This is a genomic window from Candidatus Limimorpha sp., from assembly GCF_056203535.1.
In genome coordinates, this window is record NZ_JBADWU010000084.1 from 60,760 (window position 1) to 78,497 (window position 17,738).

The window sequence follows — 17,738 nt, forward strand, 5'->3', positions numbered from 1 at the left end:
TTTTTAAAAACAATAACACAACATTGTATACCAATGCTGTGTTATCGTTTACTTGACATCGGATAAGGAGAAAGTTATTTCTTCTTATGTCTGTCCTTTCTCAGGCGTTTTTTACGCTTGTGAGTCGACATCTTGTGTCTTTTGTGTTTTTTACCGTTTGGCATAGTATAATGATTTTAAATATTTCAAACGATTATTTAACGGCGGTCATGAAAGTCTTAGCTGGCTTGAAAGCTGGGATATTGTGAGCGGGAATGGTAATGGCAACATTCTTGGAGATGTTACGGCCTGTCTTTTCAGCTCTTGTCTTGATGATGAAGCTGCCGAAGCCTCTCAGATAGACGTTTTCACCCTTGGCCATAGCAGCCTTGACGGATTCCATGAAGTATTCAACAACTGTCTGGACTGCACCTTTTTCGATACCGGTCTTGCTAGCGATTTCAGCTACGATTTCTGCTTTTGTCATTTTTCTTATTATTTAATGGTTATTTATTATGTTTGTTGTAAATTTGCGGCAAAGGTAAAAACAATTTCGATACGGAGACGAATTTTATTCATTTTTTTAATCTAAAATCCTATAATTTGAGCATTTAGGCAAAAAAGCGGAGGAAAAAGACGGTGAAGAATGACGGTTTTAGGCCTAATTCTCAAGAAAAGGACATTAATTTCAGCGAAGTAACTATGACAACAATACAAAGCACACTATCAGAATGGTTTTCAGACAACAAACGCGATTTGCCCTGGCGCAGTCAGCCAACATCTTATTTCGTCTGGATTTCGGAAATCATCCTGCAACAGACGCGCGTCAGCCAAGGCTATGACTATTTCATGCGGTTCACCGAAAAATGGCCTACGCTGAAAGACCTGGCGCAAGCATCTGAGGAAGAAGTACTTAAAATGTGGCAAGGCTTAGGCTATTACTCACGGGCACGCAACCTGCACCGCTGCGCCCGGCAAGTGGTGGAGCAGCACGGCGGCGAGTTTCCCGCCGACTACGATGCCTTGCGCCGGCTGCAAGGCATTGGCGACTACACGGCGGCAGCCATCGCTTCCATTGCCTTCGGCCTCCCCTACGCTGTTGTCGATGGCAACGTCTACCGCGTCCTTTCACGCCTTTTCGACATCGATACACCTATTAATATTAATGAAGGCAAGAAAATATTCGCCCAATTGGCCGACGAACTGCTTGACCGTGAGCATCCTGGCCTACACAATCAGGCGATGATGGAATTCGGTGCCTTGCATTGCCTACCAAAAAATCAAGACTGCACGAATTGTCCATTGCAAGCACATTGCCTGGCCTTTGCCAACGGCACCGTGGCGCAACGGCCCGTGAAACTCGATAAACTGAAAGTACGGACACGCTATTTCAACTATTTGGTTTTCAGAATAAAAAGCACGGAAGAACTTTACATTCACAAGCGCACAGCCAAAGACATCTGGATTAATCTTTACGATTTCCCACTTATAGAGACAACCAAAGCCACCGACATCAATCAACTGCTGCAAAATGATTTTTTCAAGCAATTCATCGAAGGAAACGGCTACACCATAGGCAGAATATCTAGACAATTCACTCACAAACTCACGCATCAAACCATAATTGCGCAATTCATTGAAATATTTCTTGAGAAAAAACCACCTCTATATGAAACAAAAGATATACTTTTGACGACTGAAACGGATTTGGTTAAATATCCAGTCCCCCGATTAATTGATCAATACATAAACTTAAATCTCAAATTCTATGGCAAGCTTAAATAAAGTAATCCTCATCGGCCGTTTCGGAAAAGATCCTGAAGTAACCACTTTTGAGAATGGAACAAGAAAAGTATCAGCGACATTAGCGACCTCTGAACGCTACCGCGACCATGACAACAACTGGGTCGAACAGACCGATTGGCACAACATTGTCGTTTGGGGCAACCTCGCCAACGACATCGCCGACCATCGCCGCAACTATGTGAAAGGCGACCTGATGTACATTGAAGGCAAACTCAGAACGCGCCAATACACTGACCAGCAAGGTATTGTGCGTTACATTACGGAAGTGAACGTCGACAAGATGATGCAATTGGCACCAGCCAAACCGCCACAACAGTCGTCATACAACCAAGGATACAGCGGAGCGCCAAGCCAGCAGGCGCCAGCCCAGCCAGCTCCGGCTGACCCATTCGCCAGCAATCCTTTGCCAGCCGATGACCTTCCATTCTAACAAACGAAACGAGATGCAGGGTGTGAAAATCACATTCTGCATCTTTTGTATTCAAAAATTCCGTACTTTTGCAGCGTAATTTTTAAATCGTAATAGTTTTGGAAACACCAGACCCTGACCCTGAGCCTCTTACGGAAATCTTATCCGTTGTCCTAAACAGCTTTTTCACCGGATTTTCATTGAATGCCATCATCGGACTGATTGTCCTATGCCTGCTGCTCATTGCATCTGCATTAATTTCGAGCAGCGAGACGGCCATTTTCTCCTTGCAGCCTGCCGATATTGCCGATTTGGAATCGCGCGACGACGCCAAAAGCAAACTGCTGCTGAAACTGCGTGAAAAACCCAAGACACTTCTCGCCACCATATTGATTGGCAACAATTTAGTCAATGTGACCATCACATTGCTTTCGACTTATATCATCGCCGAACTATTCGACATCAGGAACTACCCTATGGCGTCATTCATTCTCGAAGTGGTTGTCGTGACCTCGTTGCTGCTGATTATCGGCGAAATCACGCCAAAGATTTATGCCAGCAAACAAGCCGTGAAAATCGGACGTTTCATGGCACGGCCATTGAATGTCCTGATTGCGGTTTTCAAGCCTTTGAGCCGCATTCTGGTCAAGTCGACCTCATTCATGGACAAACATTTGGAGAAAAAGAAAGGCGAAATTTCCATTGACGACCTATCGACAGCCGTCGACATCGCCACCGAGACATCAGTCCTCGATGAAGAACGCCAAATGCTGAAAGGCATTGCTTCGTTCAGCGAAAAGGAAGTAAGCAACGTAATGCGCCCACGCATTGACATCATCGGCATCGATTACGGAATGCCTTTTACCGAAATGTTGGAAACCGTCATAAAGAGCGGATTTTCAAGGATTCCCGTTTATCAGGAAAGCCTCGACAACATGAACGGCATTCTTTATGTGAAAGACCTTCTCCCCTATTTGGACGCTGAATCATACGAATGGCACAAACTTATCCGACCTGCATTCTTCGTCCCTGAGAACCGCAGAATCAACGATTTGTTTCAGGATTTCAGAGAAAAGAAAATCCATATCGCCATTGTGGTCGACGAATACGGCGGCACTTCGGGCCTCATCACCATGGAAGATGTCATTGAGGAAATCGTGGGCGACATCAGCGATGAATTCGACAAGGAAAAACAGGAGCAACATTATACCAAACTTGACGACGGCTCGTTCTTATTCAAGGCGCAGACAAGTATCGTCGATTTCTGCAAGATTTTCGGTGTCGACGAAGATTATTTTGAGCCTATGCAAGGCGAAGCCGACACCCTTGCCGGATTGATTCTTGAAATTGAAGGGCGTATTCCGGAAATAGGTTTCAAGTTTGATTTTGAGGAATTTGTGTTTGAAATCACCGATGCGGATTTGAGGAGGATTAAGGAAGTGAAAGTGGTTAGGAGTTAGGAATGATGAGTTATGAGTAATTAGCTCCCTGAGCTTGTCGAAGGGGCGATTCAGGAGTTTCAAAGAGGAAAGTGTTGAAGTGGAAAGTTTGAAAAGTTAGGAGTTAGAAATGAGGAGCTAGGAGGAAATTGGAGGAAGGAAAAATTAGACACGCGTTCGCCCTGAAAGGGCGGATTAATGCAGCAAAGGGCAAAGTGAGCGCTGGCGAACGACACCCTTTGCAAAATATAAGTAGGGACGCACTGCGTGCGTCCGTAAAAAACGACGATAATAGAAAATGAATAGAATAATCAAGATATTAGCCGTCATTATGATGGCGGTGACATTTGCCTCGTGCGGCGAAGAAACGAATTACATGCCCAAACCGAGGGGCTATTTCCGCATCGATTTGCCAGAAAAAGTCTATCAGTCAGTCGACACCATCGAACGCTACCGCTTTGAATGTCCGCAATATGCCGTGGTGACCAACGATCCCTACTCGCCCGAACAGAAAAACTGGGTGAATGTGGAAATGCCCATTTTCAAAGGTTCCATTCACCTGACACACAAAGATGTACATGGAAATCTGAGCGAATATTTGGAAGATGTCCACACCATGCTGACCAAACACATCCAGAAAGCCAACGGCATACGCGACAGCCTGATTATCAACGATGAACATCACGTTTACGGTATGCTCATCGAGATGGACGGCAAAGGTGTTGCCACACCAATGCAGTTCTACCTGACCGACAGCACGCGCAATTTCGTCAGAGGCGCCTTATATTTCAATTTCCTGCCCAACAACGATTCCATGCAGCCTGTCATTAATTACATCCGCGAAGACATTGACCAGATGATTAATACCTTTGAGTGGAAATAAGAGATTTTGGCTGTTAGCTGTTAGCCTTTAACCATTAGCCAGTAGCTAACAGCTATGCCAACAGCCAAAATTTTTACACCAAACCGTCTTTCTTTCAAAGAAAAAGACTATTTTCGCAGCGCAAAACACTTGCACCGATGTAGAAAGTAGTATTCATTTTTTAAAAAGAAAGGGGGAAGGCTTATGATTAACAGCCTGAAAATCGGAAACTTGACTTGGCGTCACCTTAACAATCCGACGGAAGAAGATTTTGAATTTCTCAAAGAACGCTTCCATTTTCACCCCTTAGATATTGAAGACTGCAAGTCGGTGAACCAGCGTCCCAAGATAGACATTTACGACGATTATTATTTCCTCATCCTTCATTTCCCGAACTTCGACCGCCAGAATAAGTTCGTGAAAATCAAGGAGGTGAAAATGTTCTGGGGAAAAGATTACATCATTTCCATAGAGAAAAACCCTTGGGGCGTTTCGCAGCTTTTTGATGAATACGAAGAGCGCATCCAAAACGAGGAAGAAGTCAACATCAAGAGTTCGGATATCTTGCTTTACCGCATTCTGGAAAAACTGATGACTGAATCGGTATATCTCCTGCGCAAAGTCGGTTTGGATGTGGAATTAATCAACCGTGAACTGCTGCAAGAAAAGCAAGTGAAAATTATCGAACGAATTTCGGTAACAAGAAAGAACCTCATCCTGATTAATACAATCTTCAAACCGCAGCTGCGGCTCTTCCACCTCTTCGAAAACGGTAAAATCACAGGCTTCACCGAAGATGTCGAGTTCATGGAAGACTACTGGGGCAACATTTTGGACTACTACCAGAAGGTGTGGGATATGACCGAAGACTACGAGGAATTGATTGAAGGCCTCTCACAGACATTCGACTCGATGCAGACCAACAAGACCAACGAAACGATGAAAATCCTCACGCTGATTTCGTCCATCATCCTGCCATTGACCTTTATCACAGGACTTTACGGTATGAACGTTCTCCTGCCCTTCCAGGAAAAACAATGGGCTTTCTACGGCATTTTAGGTGTAATGGTCGCCGTTGCCGTCAGCTTCTATTTCTATTTCCGCCACAAGAAAATGATGTGATTCTTTGGTCTTGCTTCTGGCATTTGGCTTTTAGCTCTTGGCACATTTATCATTTCACACACACTTATAAATTTACTAAAGGACTGTCGTGCCAATAGCCAGCTGCCAATAGCAAATAGCAAAATTCACGCTTCCCACTCAACGTAAGAACCAGGCGTTTCCTGCAAGCGGATGCTGTGCAATGCAACTTGCTGGGGTAAAACCTTTTGCAGCCGCATAACCATATCCAAAATAAGGTTTTCGCTGGTAGGCTGGTAATCGACGACAACGACTTTTTCGAAATCGCGTTTGATGACAGCGATGAAATCGGCAGGCATAGCGGAACTCACCACAAAGGCATGATCCAATTTACTGACAATGTTATCGTTGACCAAACATTTCAAGTCATGCAAATCCATCACCATGCCGTTTTTCGGATTGGTCGGGTCACAAATCGGCTCGCCTTTCACCGTCACGCGCAATTCATAGGAATGTCCGTGAATGTTTCGGCAAGGGCCGTCATAGTCCTTCAGGACATGCGCCATGTCGAAATGGAAAATCTTTGTCAAACGTAACATAGCCATAAACCATTATTTTACAATCAATTTCAAAACCTTAACTGTTCTGCCATCCTTCATCAACTTGACGAAATAGCAGCCACGCTGCATATCGGCAGGAATCAGCAACGAGAAGCCTCCGACTGATTTTCCTGAGGCTTTCAACATTTTGCGACCGCACAAATCACAAATGACAATGGAATCGAAATTCCACCGGTTGCCGCTCAGATGGATTTCCTGACCTCGCTCAACGGGATTCGGGAAAATATAAACAGGCTCGTCCAAATCCTCACCAACGCCTTGATAAGTGATTGTCGCACAAACCGTTTCAGATGGGTCAGAAACACCTTCCATGCAATATGCCACTACTTTATAACAATGTTCTCCGACAGATAAATACCTATCCGTCCAACTTGTCACGCCCGAAACCATGGCCACATTGCCGCCATCGCGATAGATTTCATAATCCGTAGCTCCAGGCACAGGTTGCCAAACCAAATTCACAGTGTTCTGATAAACCGAAGCAGTCAGGCCAACTGGCGCCTCGCAGGAAGTGACACCTTGCTCAATGAAATTGGCAGAAATGGTATGGTCGGCATTGACGCTCGTGAATGTGTAAGAAGTCAAAGCACCCTTTGCTATTCCGTCGACAACAACATTGGAAATGCGATAACCCTCATCAGGCATGATATTGAAAGTGACCGAATTGGCACAATTGACCTCAACCAGGCCATCCGGCATGATGGAGCCATGCTGTCCGGCAGAAGCCGAAATCTGGAACACGCCCTGATTGACAAATGACACCTGAACAGTGGTGTTTTGCCTGATATTGCTAATCGTATAGCTATTGTTATTCAAAGTGACAGGAGTGCCATTTACGGTCACCACATCAACGGCATAACAATTATTCGGCGTGACGGTAAAAGTCAGGCTGCCGCCTTCATTTACAGTCTGAGAGCCAGAAGGTGAGATCGTTCCACCCACACCTGCCGAAAGCGTTACCGTGTAGGTCGTTCCCTGCCAATTCGGGTCCCAAATCATGCGGGCATATTCCGGATGGTCGATGAAAGGATTGCGGTTATGCTGGTAATCATTGTAAATGGCATTGTTACGATTGATTTCCTTTTGGCTGACAGGGTCTGAGTCGTTCCAGCGCAACAACATGTCAATGGCCCATGGCTTTATTTCCGATTTGTTGGTCATGTCGGAAGTCTTCCAGCCTGAGTCCTCGCTGTAGTAGCGTACGCTCATATACATCAAGGCACGGGCAAAATCGCCTTTATATTCATCAATAGGCTCGAAAACGGTGCCCGAATATCCGGAAGTCTTGCAAGAGCCCAATTTTGATCCGTTTGTGGAAGTCCATTCGGCATTTTTCACTTCACCGAATGGATAATTGCTACGGCGGTTGTTGACATAACCATCGGTCGGATAAATGTGATGCAAGTCGGTGCGAGGCGTCGTTTGCTCGTTAAACCAACTTTGCGGCCAGGAGTGTTCACGATTATAGCAGTCGCCTTCGCTATTATAGCTGCCACACTCATCCTGACCCAAATAAAACGTATAGGCTGGCGTTCCGCCCGGACGGTCGGAATACATGTCCCACACCACGCCATTGCCTTTGTTATCTGTACTCCAATAAGCATTCAAAATCTGACTATACGAAATGGAAGTATGGCCTTTGATGATATTATGCAAAGCAATTTTCAACTGATTGCCAGTCAATCCGTTAGCCGAATTGTAATAATTAGCCGGCTGAGCCATCGAAGTGATTCCAAAAAAGGTCAGAACGACCAAAACAAACAATCTTTTCATTACGCAAGAAGATTTGTAAACATATATAAAATCGATATTACCACCATGAAAACCGACTCGGAAAACTCAAAGAAACTCATGGTTTTCATTATTTTGGGCGAATACTGGATTTTCACGGTGAAATAAGACCACAAAAAGCCTGCCACGGCGACGAACAGGAAGAACCAATTGCCGAAAGGCAGGAAAAAGTCGCTCATCAAAGCCATCAGGAAAGTGTTGATGCTCGCCACAATGGAAAGGAGCAGAAAGCCCCAATCGGAACTGAACGTGTAAAGACGCTTGCCTTTGAGAATCTGAAAGGCATCGACCAACAACTTGACGGCGACGACGAGCATCATTACGAAAACCAAATAATGCCCGACGGCATCGAAAAGATAAGTGATGGCTTTGCCGACCAACATGCCGAGCAATGCCATGACGCCTTGCGTTGCGCCGAAAATGAGCGGCACCAAGTAACGCTGCGAAGGTTTGTCGTCAGGCCTAATCAATCCGACGGAGCATGATGCAGAGCAGCCTGTCAGACAGAGCAAATAAACTATTGAGATGATGATTGCGGTAATGGACATAATAAAAAAACAAGATAAAAAAACTTCAATTATGCCACTATTGCATCGAGCCGAATAGTAAGGCCTAAAGCATTAATAATCTGAATAAAAGAAGACAGCTGCAAATCCGTTTCTCCCTGTTCAAGGCGAGAAATATAGGCACGTTCTTTACCTACTCTTTCAGCCAACTCCTTTTGTGTCAGATTCAATTCCTTTCTTCTTTGACGCAGCACCTCTCCATAATACCATGCCCGTGCCTTAGCATTAAACGCATCACGTTCTATTGACCCAAGCTCTCCTACCTCCTTTGAAAGTCTTTCCTCTGCATTGACAAAACCTTCCGCTTTTGAAAAATCCATATTGCGCAGTTTTGCAATTTCTTCTTCTGTCAGTTTTTGAATATCTTTCATTGTAACAATCTTCTATTTTACGCCTCCGCAATTCCATTATCATACAAATACTCTGGAGCAATGTCAGCACCATTAGCCCAGAAAATAGTCTGGTCAAGGCCAAACTGAATGAACCGGCTCTTATCTCTCAGTTCCTGAAAAGCGGGGAACTTCAGCAAAGGCTCCAAATCAACTCTTTTTGTCACTCCATCACTGAAAGTGCATATCAATGTATAATCACCAACGTATTCAACGTCTTTTACTGTCAAAATCATATCACTTTACTTTATTAATAGGTTCTCCATTTTGCGCTTTTTCCCACAAATCTTCCAATTCAGCAATATGTTCATCAATAAAATCGTTTACAATCTGGATGGTTTTTGCTTTTGCCCTACCTTCAACAATACGGTCTTTTAACGTTATTGTAAAATCGCCATTACCGCTGCGGACGTGAATATGAGGAGGGTTGTGGTCAAAAGCATACATGTAAATTAAAACACCTTGTATAACAAATATTGATCCCATATTCTCATTATTTTGCACTGCAAAATTAGCATTTATTTCATAACCTGACATGGTTTCAGTAATTTAAAGTCACTAAAAAACCGATTGGCGTCCCTTTTCAGGAACGCCAACCCCACAAAAAAAATGTATTAAAATGAAAAGAATTATTTCAGTCTTCTGAACTGGCAGGTGAAGTGACGCATGAGTTCAGCTTCCCAAGTGATTTCCAAGCCACGCTTGATGCTTTCGCGACGGTCGTAGACGTTCTTCAATGAAGCAGCGATGACATCCATGTGGTTGTTGGTGTAGACACGGCGAGGGATGCAGAGACGCACGAAGTCCAAGCCACCGAAACGGTTCTGGCGGGTGACCGGGTCGCGGTCAGCGAGGACGTAGCCGATTTCGCAAGCACGGATACCGCTTTCGAGGTAAAGTTCGCAGGTCAGGGTCTGAGCCGGGAACTCTTCCTTAGGCACGTTGGTCAAAACCTTGTCGGCATCGACGAAGATAGCGTGACCACCAGCAGGACGCTGATAAGGGATGCCGTATTCATCGAGTTTCTTTGCAAGATATTCAACCTGCTTGACGCGGGTTTCAATCATATCGAATTCGAGGTTTTCGCGGAGACCGACAGCCAGAGCGTCCATATCGCGGCCGTTCATACCGCCGTAGGTCAAAAAGCCTTCGAATGGGATGCAGAAACGCTTGGCGCCTTCGTACCATTCTTCCTTGCGGGTAGCGATGAAACCGCCCATGTTGACGAGACCGTCCTTCTTAGCTGACATGGTCATGCTGTCGGCATAGCTGAACATTTCCTTAGCGATTTCAGCGATGGTCTTGTTTTCGTAGCCCTTTTCGCGTGTCTTGATGAAGTATGCGTTTTCGATGAAACGGGCGCTATCCATGTTGACCGGCACGCCGTATTTGTGGCAGAGTTCGCAGGTTTCGCGGATGTTCTGCATACTGACTGGCTGGCCGCCGACTGTGTTATTTGTAACGGTAAGCACCATGAAAGGAACATTGCCCTTGTTTTCAACCAACACCTTTTCGAGCTTTTCGAGGCTGACATTACCCTTGAAAGGAACTTCCAACTGGGTGTCGTGAGCTTCATCGCAGGTGACGTCGATAGCGAAGGCCTTACGGCTTTCGATGTGACCCTTTGTGGTATCGAAGTGAGCATTGCCAGGAATGACATTACCAGCCTTTACCAGATAGCTGAACAAAACGTTTTCAGCAGCACGGCCCTGGTGGGTAGGAATGACGAATGGGAAACCTGTGATTTCGTTCACGGTATCCTTGAAATGGAAGAACGAACGGGCACCAGCATAACTTTCATCGCCCATCATCATTGCGCTCCACTGACGGTCGCTCATGGCGCCGGTACCTGAGTCGGTGCAAAGGTCGATGTAAACTTGGTCTGATTTCAGCATGAAGATGTTGTTGTGGGCTTCTTCCAGCCATTGTTCGCGTTCTTCGCGAGTGGATTTCTTGATAGGTTCAACCATCTTGATTTTCCACGCTTCTGCAAATGGTATTTCCATGATAAATGTTGTTTAATTGATTATTGAATATTGTTGAATTGTTTAACTGTTTAACTGTTTAATTGTTACCGCTCGATGAGCTTGTCGAAACGACGCTTGTTGTCTGTTTGTGAATTGTTTAATTGTTGCGGCTCGTTGAGCTTGTCGAAACGGAGATTATTTGCCTAACTTATAAAAAACGCCAACGCGTTCGAAATAATATGAGGAAAGGCAAAAAACAAATATAAAAGCCTCAGAAACGGTCACGTTCCTTGACATTGATATAGTTCGGCTTTTCTATTTGAAGTGTCGTTTTCATTTTGCCTTGAAAAAGCGGGTCAAAGATAGGAAAAATAAATGGATTGCAAGTCTTTTTCAAGAAAAATTACTTTCCTTGTTCACAAAGTGCTGTCTTAATGATACGGCAAAAGCGGTGCGTTTGCACCGCTTTTCCCTTTCCACAATCCCGAAAGATTGTTTCATACGCTTTATTTCCAACGCATGGAAACTTCGTAATTTTCCTTATTTCTCTTTTTTCTTACCCAGCAGGTAAGCACCGGCAAGGCCTGCAAGCAGCAGCGCGCCGCCGCCGAGAGAGACGTATTCGCCCTGGTCGTATTCCACTCCGTTTTCAGGAATGAAACCGTTCAGGATTTCGGCGTTTTCACCGTTCCTGTCGTTACTTGCATCTTCCTCTAACATAAAAACCTGTGCATTTGCCGCGACTGACATCATCAGTGCTGCTGCCACTATCATTATTCTCTTTCTCATTTTTTGTCTTGTTTAAGGATTGATTATTCTATGACCACTTTCTGTACCTTACTCCCGTTGTCGTTGGTCAGTCGGACCATGTAAATGCCCCGTGCCACTGTCGGCAGACCGATGGTGCTCTGATCTCCCGTCAGGCGCGTGCTGCTGACCAAGCGACCGGTGAGGTCGAAGATGTCAGCCATGCCTTCGCCGTTGACCACGAGGTTGCCGTTCATCATAAAGGCGAAGCTCGCTGAGCTTGTCGAAGCGGCTTCGTTCTCCTCGACACCCGTGTAGCTGAACACCAGCTTGAAGCGCGAATCGTAGTCGTCAGGCGAAGCCGTGAACTTGTATTCATTCGAGGCGAGACAGTCGATGTCCATGCCTGTCATATTGTCGATGAGGTGCAGGTAGCTGAAGGTGCCGTTCTGCGTGTTCCAGTTCATGGTGAAAGTGCCATCCTCAATAGTCTCGAAGCGCACGGCTGCCGAAGTGGTTCCAGCAGGCATGAAGGCAATGCTGTAGTCCTCGCCGTCAATGCTGGTGTAGATGAGGCTCGTGCCGTTGCGCAAGCCCTTCATCTTGGCGGCGCCGCCGTTGTCGGGACGGTCAAGCTCGATGGTGACGAACTCGCGGCTGCCGTCGGACTCGGTGACAGCGAGATTGACCAGCGGATAGGCCGGCTGCTCTTCGCCACGGAAGGTGGAGCTGGCATTGGTAACGCACATGTCAGGTCTAAAGGTCACCGTCTGGCCGTCTGATGCCGCCACTACGAAGAATCCCTGGTGCATGTGAAGGTACTGGTCTGGTGCAGGCACTTCGCCGCCGTCTTTAGCGGGAGATGCTGTCGGATAGGCGTTCTTGGAAGCTCTGTTGGTGTATGCCACATAGCCGCCTGCGTCTTCATCGAGGATAACATACGACTCTAAGCCAGTCCGGTTGAAATCGAGGTAGGACTGGTACGGGTTGCCTATCAAGTTGTAGCCCTGGAAGTATGGCTGCACGTCATTGGTCTTCGTAAGCTTGACTTTCACATTGTCGTTGTTCAGTTCACCGTGGCTCTGTAGGAAGGTCGCCTCCTTGGTGGCCAGCAGGTAGCCCTTGCCCTTGCCGAGGGTTAGCTCGTTATCGTAGGAGATTTGCTCGTGGTTAGGATGGAGCGGATTTTCGGTGTCCTGGTGGAAGTGGCTTGCCGAGTTGCGCTTGAAGTTGATCCACTGGTAGTCTGGCTCGGAGTAGCAGTAGTAGTCCCAGTCGGTATAGTAATTATTTCCGCCAAAGTCCTTGCTCGGGAAGTAGCCGTCATAATCACTTTCTGTATAGAAGTTGAATTGCGGGAGCGTCTGGCCATTCCAATAGTTGTATGTAGTGGTGTTTCCTTCGTAGTCCACGCCAAGAGGTGCGTTGGCAAGCGGGGTGGAGAACATGTGCCAGTTGAACTGGTTTGCCGTTTCCGAGCCTACGGTCTTCTGCCTCGAGTTGTCGAGGGTGATGCCCACGTATGCGTTGGAAAGTTCGGTTCTCGACTTCAGCCGCAGGGCGACATCTTCACCGACATAGAGCGGCATGCTGCTGCTGCTTTTGATTTCCTCGTCAGGGGTCTTGAATACGAACACTGCGCTGCCAGTGGTGTTGTATTTGCCCAGCATTTTGTCGAGGCTCTTGTTGTACTCCATGTTGATGCCGTCGCGTGAGGCGATGGTCGTGAAGCCCATCGTGCTGGCCAGATTGTCGTATTCCAGCACTGGGTAGTCGCCGTTGATGGGGCTGGCGCTGGTGCGCATCCAGTAGGAATAGTCGCTGTCGCCATTGGCTGTATTCGCCTCTTCCACCCATTCGTTCAGCTTGGCGAGCAGGCTGCCGCTTGGGGCGCTTTCGTCGTCCATCGTCACAAGGTTGTCGTTGTGCTTGTAGTAATAAGGTGTGACGGTGGTGTTGTATTCGCCGTAGTTGGCTGGGTTATTGCCTACATTAATAAGAAGCTGATCTGGTGTTGATGTGGAACCGACCATGATATTTCTCAGCGATGATTCCGGATAGAAACAGTGTTCAATTGTACCGTTGTTCTTTCCTGCAAACATGCCGAACTTGGATACGGTAGCCGTCAGTTCGTTGCTGCGTTCAAGGCGCAAATAGCAGTTCTCTACGGTGCCGCGATTTTCGCCGATGAGACCGCCAACGTAACGATTAGGGCTCATATCAGGGTTTTCATTTCCCATTTTTCCGCCATGATGTATTTCCGGATTGGCGAAGCAGTTCGCAATGAAAGTACCGTCAGAAGCCATTCCCACAAGACCTCCCACGGTGAAGGCTTGAGTTCCCGGATAGAAATCATCATCAACAGGTTCGGCTTGTATCTGTCCGGTTACGATACAATTACGTATGATTGCATTGTTTTTCGTCTCACCGATGAGACCACCCACTACGCAATAATGTTCATCACAATGTCCATCTTCTATTACCGTCTCAGTCCCCGATGGGTTGAGTTTGCACGAAACGACACAGTTAGAAACCTTTCCACCGTCCATCACGGCAATGAGGCTGCCCATGCGCTGTGACTCTCCCGCTGTGATGTCGCAGTCGGCAAGCACCATGTTTTTGATGTCGGCATCGCTACCCGTGTGGCCAAACAAGCCATAGTTATAATAGTTGATGATACCACAGGTTTTTATTCCTGATATGGTATGTCCCTGACCGTCGAATGTGCCATTATAAATGGCATGGAAAACCTGTTCGTCGCCATTATCCCACTCGCCTATCGGAGTCCAGTAATAGGCTGACATGTCGATGTCGTTAATCAACGTGCCGTCAAGATTTGGATTAGCAAGCAGATCACTCAGCCCGTTGACCAGTACCATGAACCATGCCAGCTCAGCTGGTGTAGAAATCCTATTACTATCGAAGTTTTCAGGTTCTGTGACTTCGGCTGCCCATGTGGTGATGAAGAAAATCTCATTTTCGTTGAATGGATCCGGATCAGACTGGTATACGGCGAGATATTTGCCCACATCGTCAAACAGGCCACTTGTTCCGGCAGGGTTTTTCAGCATAATGAAAATATCGTTCAGTTTGCTGACATCATCGCAATGGAGGATCGGAGTAGGCAGGTCGGCAGAGCAGCTGACATTGACGGAAATACCGACTTTGATTTGGTCGGAAATACCGTCAGCAGGATCTACCGTGATGTAGTCGGAATAGCTGTCCAAGTATACGTTGCTGCGTTGGCCTCCAACCATGTTGTCGAACACTATCAGGCTGGTGCCGCTAATCTGCAACATGCTGTGTTCATTGCCAGCAGTCTTGAACACGCCGCCGCCTTTTTCGCCTGCAGTGTTACGCGTAATGGCAGATTCACCCGACATAAACAACTTGGAATAGTCGTCCAAGTAGATGCCACCGCCGGCAGTGGTGGCTGAATTTTGCATGAAGACACCGTCACTGAAAATGGCAGTGGCCAAACTGGTATCGCTGCCTTTCATATAGAGGCCTGCACCGTTGGTAGCCGTATTGTATTGTACCGTACCGCCACTGATGTTGGCATTGCCGCCTTGCAGGTAGAAACCGCCACCGTTGATGGCATGGTTGGGTGCTTCACTTTCACCGATAATTCCGTCCCAAAGGGTCAGTTCGCCGCCATCGACAAAGATGCCACCGCCGTTATTTAAAGCCGTGTTGCCCTTGATGTCGGAATCTTTCATCACTAAGTTACCTGATGCTATGTAAGCGCCAGCACCATCTTCGGTAGCCAGGTTGTCCGAAATGACGCTACTGCTTTGGATGGTTGTCTCCGAAGTTGACTCTCCTGCCACATAGAAACCTGCACCACCTTTAGCATAGTTGCCTGAAATGGTTGCGCCTGTTCCCATTGCCTCTGTTCCTACGATAACGCCTGCCTCACTGTAAAGACCACCGCCGAAACCACTGTCGGCATGGTTGCCTGAAATGATGGCGTTCGAGATGTTCACCGCGCCTCCACCCGAGTAGAATCCGCCGCCGTTGCCTTCTGTAGCAATATTATACATAATATCGCCACCTGTTATCACTACGATGCCGCCATTTACATAGAAGCCGCCCCCACTGATTGCCGTATTACCGCTGATTTCACCATCCGACATTTCAAAGTTACCGTTTCCCATGTAGATACTTCCGCCAAATGTGGTTGCCGCATTCTGGTATATCTTGCCACCTGTAATCTCAAGCTGTCCGCCTGTCATGTAGATCGCACCGCCATTGATGTGTGCCGTATTTCCGTATATCTCGCCACCTGCAATCTCAAGCTGTCCGCCTGTCATGTAGATCGCACCGCCATTGTTGGCCTTGTTTCCATAAATCTTGCCGCCAGAGATTGTGACTTCGCCATTAGGGTCATCCATCCACAAGACTCCGCCATTGGTTTTAACCAGCGGATAGGAAGTGCTCGTATAGTCGCTGCCATGAAGCGTGCCGCCACTCATTTCAAAGATGCAATGCTCGGTCGATCCTGCAGCCATCATAAACTGAGCCTGAACGTCACCATCTGTAATATAGGCCTCCACATAGCCAACGTTGCCAGTTGAACTCAAGGTTGAACCACCACCGACTGAGCCGGCACGCAATGTGCCACCATCGATGTGGAAGATTGCATTGCCACCATTCATGTTTGCATTTGTGCCTCCCGTACCACCACCGATACTGGATCCTACAGGGAATGAGTGTCCGCCAATCGAACCGGCAAGGCTCTTTGCTTCTACATACGCATCTCCGCTTATGTTGATGTTGGCCGGGCCACCAGCCTTTTGAGCCGAACCGCCGCCGCCAATAGCACAGCCGCCCTTGCTTTGGGCAAACACATGACCACCTGTAATGTTGATGGTGGTTAACGTAGCTGGTTCTTGCACACTCGAACTTCCTCCGATGGCTACGCATGGTACAAAAAGATTGTATGCTTTTGCGTAAATGCTATGATTATAGGCATAAACGTAACCTCCATTGATGTCTACAGTAGCCTCACCGCCAGCCACAGTGTAACCACCTCCGCCACCGATGGCTGCTGCAGTACTGTTTGAAACGGCCGTTATTCTGCCGCCATTGATAATGACCCCAGTATGATGACGAGATCCGATGACATGGGTGACATAGCCTGAGTCTGGCCAAACTCCAGTACCTCCACATTTGGGCATTCCAGCAAAGACAGTCCCCCCATCGAAATACGTACGATAGGAGCATGCATTGCTAACTGTGCCAATTAGCGCCTTCCCGCTGCCAATGCAGCTGGCATTGTTCTTGGAAAAATTAGTGACATAAGAGGCCACGGTTATCGACCCGGAATTGTTTCCGTCACCTTCAGCACTTGTCAGATGCAGTTCACTTGTGTCAGTATCTATTCCACTGTAATAGTAAATGTTGCCCACTCGGTTGTCACCTTTGAGTTTCAATGTAACTTTGCAGTCACTCAGAAAAGCTGAAGCAAATGGGCCAGCCTCTGTATACCCGATGGTAATGCCGCCAGTTTGTCGTTCCACTACATCCTCTTCATAAGTTGTAAAGATATTGTCCAGGACGACATCGTAGGTGCCATTATTTTTGAAACAGATACGTTTTCCTGTTCCTGTTCTTTCAGTGCCCGAAATCGCATTGTTCCAATTGACCTGCACCGCATTCACATCCGAGTTGTCGGTGATATAATCGCTCCAAGCCCGGCCGTCGTAAGAAACAGCAGGATAATTTGGCACGCGGCAATTCTGTCTGGCAGCGAAATCTTCGGTCGTAGCATAACCAGTATGACTGTTATCATTATTTCCGCTTACGGTTGACGACTGATAGATGTAATACTTGTTGGCTGCGTCGTGTGTTGCTGTCACTTCTGTTGAAATACCATTCACATAGACATAACCTGTGTAATTTCCTTCAAAGAAAATCACATCTCCTGCCGCAAGGTCGAAGTAGATGTACTCGTCAGGAGTTTGCGCCATCATATCCGAGATGCCGCTCCAGCATAGGCCAAAGGCCAATGTAATTAACAAAGTCAGTTTCTTAAACATTTTCTTTACTTTTAATTTTGATTTTATTGTTTATTACTTAAT

15 protein-coding genes are annotated in these 17,738 nt (G+C 46.8%); 5 read left to right on the forward strand and 10 right to left on the reverse strand.

From position 1 onward, the window contains the following. Nucleotides 1-193: 193 nt before the first annotated feature. On the reverse strand, nucleotides 194-466 hold the full coding sequence (locus AC06MN_RS09980; RefSeq protein ID WP_475672225.1) for an HU family DNA-binding protein: 273 nt from the start codon (nucleotides 464-466) through the stop codon (nucleotides 194-196). A gap of 215 nt (nucleotides 467-681) precedes the next feature. On the opposite strand from AC06MN_RS09980, the gene mutY reads away from it, so the two are divergent. The 5 genes from mutY to AC06MN_RS10005 all read left to right on the forward strand — a co-directional run bounded on the left by mutY (nucleotide 682) and on the right by AC06MN_RS10005 (nucleotide 5,617). Next, nucleotides 682-1,764 carry an A/G-specific adenine glycosylase gene (mutY, locus tag AC06MN_RS09985; RefSeq protein WP_475672226.1) on the forward strand — a complete coding sequence of 361 codons (1,083 nt, stop codon included), beginning with the start codon at nucleotides 682-684 and terminating at the stop codon, nucleotides 1,762-1,764. Further along, nucleotides 1,748-2,215: a single-stranded DNA-binding protein gene (locus tag AC06MN_RS09990; RefSeq protein ID WP_475672227.1), complete on the forward strand. Its 468-nt coding sequence runs from the start codon at nucleotides 1,748-1,750 to the stop codon at nucleotides 2,213-2,215. The genes mutY and AC06MN_RS09990 overlap by 17 nt, the downstream gene beginning before the upstream one ends. 98 nt (nucleotides 2,216-2,313) lie before the next feature. Next, on the forward strand, nucleotides 2,314-3,654 hold the full coding sequence (gene gldE, locus AC06MN_RS09995; RefSeq protein ID WP_475672228.1) for a gliding motility-associated protein GldE: 1,341 nt from the start codon (nucleotides 2,314-2,316) through the stop codon (nucleotides 3,652-3,654). Between the two features lie 277 nt (nucleotides 3,655-3,931). Then, a complete protein-coding gene (gldD, locus tag AC06MN_RS10000) occupies nucleotides 3,932-4,516 on the forward strand; it encodes a gliding motility lipoprotein GldD (protein WP_475672229.1) in 585 nt (194 codons plus the stop codon). A gap of 183 nt (nucleotides 4,517-4,699) precedes the next feature. After that, nucleotides 4,700-5,617, forward strand: a complete 918-nt coding sequence (locus AC06MN_RS10005) for a magnesium transporter CorA family protein (protein ID WP_475672230.1) — start codon at nucleotides 4,700-4,702, stop codon at nucleotides 5,615-5,617. Nucleotides 5,618-5,742: 125 nt separating this feature from the next. Here the strand turns inward: AC06MN_RS10005 and AC06MN_RS10010 are convergent, their stop codons facing one another. From AC06MN_RS10010 to AC06MN_RS10050, 9 genes are all read right to left on the reverse strand, one after another. After that, nucleotides 5,743-6,180: a 6-pyruvoyl trahydropterin synthase family protein gene (locus tag AC06MN_RS10010; RefSeq protein ID WP_475672231.1), complete on the reverse strand. Its 438-nt coding sequence runs from the start codon at nucleotides 6,178-6,180 to the stop codon at nucleotides 5,743-5,745. A 6-nt stretch (nucleotides 6,181-6,186) separates the two neighbouring features. Next, nucleotides 6,187-7,968 carry an endonuclease gene (locus tag AC06MN_RS10015; protein WP_475672232.1) on the reverse strand — a complete coding sequence of 594 codons (1,782 nt, stop codon included), beginning with the start codon at nucleotides 7,966-7,968 and terminating at the stop codon, nucleotides 6,187-6,189. Continuing rightward, nucleotides 7,968-8,534 carry a manganese efflux pump gene (locus tag AC06MN_RS10020; RefSeq protein WP_475672233.1) on the reverse strand — a complete coding sequence of 189 codons (567 nt, stop codon included), beginning with the start codon at nucleotides 8,532-8,534 and terminating at the stop codon, nucleotides 7,968-7,970. The genes AC06MN_RS10015 and AC06MN_RS10020 overlap by 1 nt, the downstream gene beginning before the upstream one ends. 29 nt (nucleotides 8,535-8,563) lie before the next feature. Continuing rightward, entirely contained in the window at nucleotides 8,564-8,923 is a 360-nt protein-coding gene (locus tag AC06MN_RS10025; protein WP_475672234.1) for a helix-turn-helix domain-containing protein, read from the reverse strand. 17 nt (nucleotides 8,924-8,940) lie between these two features. Continuing rightward, nucleotides 8,941-9,177, reverse strand: a complete 237-nt coding sequence (locus tag AC06MN_RS10030) for a DUF2442 domain-containing protein (RefSeq protein ID WP_475672235.1) — start codon at nucleotides 9,175-9,177, stop codon at nucleotides 8,941-8,943. 1 nt (nucleotide 9,178) lies between these two features. Then, a complete protein-coding gene (locus AC06MN_RS10035) occupies nucleotides 9,179-9,478 on the reverse strand; it encodes a DUF4160 domain-containing protein (RefSeq protein WP_475672236.1) in 300 nt (99 codons plus the stop codon). Nucleotides 9,479-9,570: 92 nt separating this feature from the next. Then, nucleotides 9,571-10,947, reverse strand: a complete 1,377-nt coding sequence (locus AC06MN_RS10040; RefSeq protein ID WP_475672237.1) for a tryptophanase — start codon at nucleotides 10,945-10,947, stop codon at nucleotides 9,571-9,573. A gap of 501 nt (nucleotides 10,948-11,448) precedes the next feature. Next, complete coding sequence (locus AC06MN_RS10045; RefSeq protein ID WP_475672238.1) at nucleotides 11,449-11,697, reverse strand: hypothetical protein; 249 nt, start codon at nucleotides 11,695-11,697, stop codon at nucleotides 11,449-11,451. A 23-nt stretch (nucleotides 11,698-11,720) separates the two neighbouring features. After that, on the reverse strand, nucleotides 11,721-17,696 hold the full coding sequence (locus AC06MN_RS10050; protein ID WP_475672239.1) for a T9SS type A sorting domain-containing protein: 5,976 nt from the start codon (nucleotides 17,694-17,696) through the stop codon (nucleotides 11,721-11,723). Between the last annotated feature and the right edge of the window lie 42 nt (nucleotides 17,697-17,738).

Bases quoted from the DNA above. Each gene is read 5' to 3' on its own strand.
- AC06MN_RS09980 (WP_475672225.1), bottom strand. From the start codon at position 466: ATGACAAAAGCAGAAATCGTAGCTGAAATCGCTAGCAAGACCGGTATC.
- mutY (WP_475672226.1), top strand. From the start codon at position 682: ATGACAACAATACAAAGCACACTATCAGAATGGTTTTCAGACAACAAA.
- AC06MN_RS09990 (WP_475672227.1), top strand. From the start codon at position 1,748: ATGGCAAGCTTAAATAAAGTAATCCTCATCGGCCGTTTCGGAAAAGAT.
- gldD (WP_475672229.1), top strand. From the start codon at position 3,932: ATGAATAGAATAATCAAGATATTAGCCGTCATTATGATGGCGGTGACA.
- AC06MN_RS10005 (WP_475672230.1), top strand. From the start codon at position 4,700: ATGATTAACAGCCTGAAAATCGGAAACTTGACTTGGCGTCACCTTAAC.
- AC06MN_RS10010 (WP_475672231.1), bottom strand. From the start codon at position 6,180: ATGGCTATGTTACGTTTGACAAAGATTTTCCATTTCGACATGGCGCAT.
- AC06MN_RS10015 (WP_475672232.1), bottom strand. From the start codon at position 7,968: ATGAAAAGATTGTTTGTTTTGGTCGTTCTGACCTTTTTTGGAATCACT.
- AC06MN_RS10020 (WP_475672233.1), bottom strand. From the start codon at position 8,534: ATGTCCATTACCGCAATCATCATCTCAATAGTTTATTTGCTCTGTCTG.
- AC06MN_RS10025 (WP_475672234.1), bottom strand. From the start codon at position 8,923: ATGAAAGATATTCAAAAACTGACAGAAGAAGAAATTGCAAAACTGCGC.
- AC06MN_RS10030 (WP_475672235.1), bottom strand. From the start codon at position 9,177: ATGATTTTGACAGTAAAAGACGTTGAATACGTTGGTGATTATACATTG.
- AC06MN_RS10035 (WP_475672236.1), bottom strand. From the start codon at position 9,478: ATGTCAGGTTATGAAATAAATGCTAATTTTGCAGTGCAAAATAATGAG.
- AC06MN_RS10040 (WP_475672237.1), bottom strand. From the start codon at position 10,947: ATGGAAATACCATTTGCAGAAGCGTGGAAAATCAAGATGGTTGAACCT.
- AC06MN_RS10045 (WP_475672238.1), bottom strand. From the start codon at position 11,697: ATGAGAAAGAGAATAATGATAGTGGCAGCAGCACTGATGATGTCAGTC.
- AC06MN_RS10050 (WP_475672239.1), bottom strand. From the start codon at position 17,696: ATGTTTAAGAAACTGACTTTGTTAATTACATTGGCCTTTGGCCTATGC.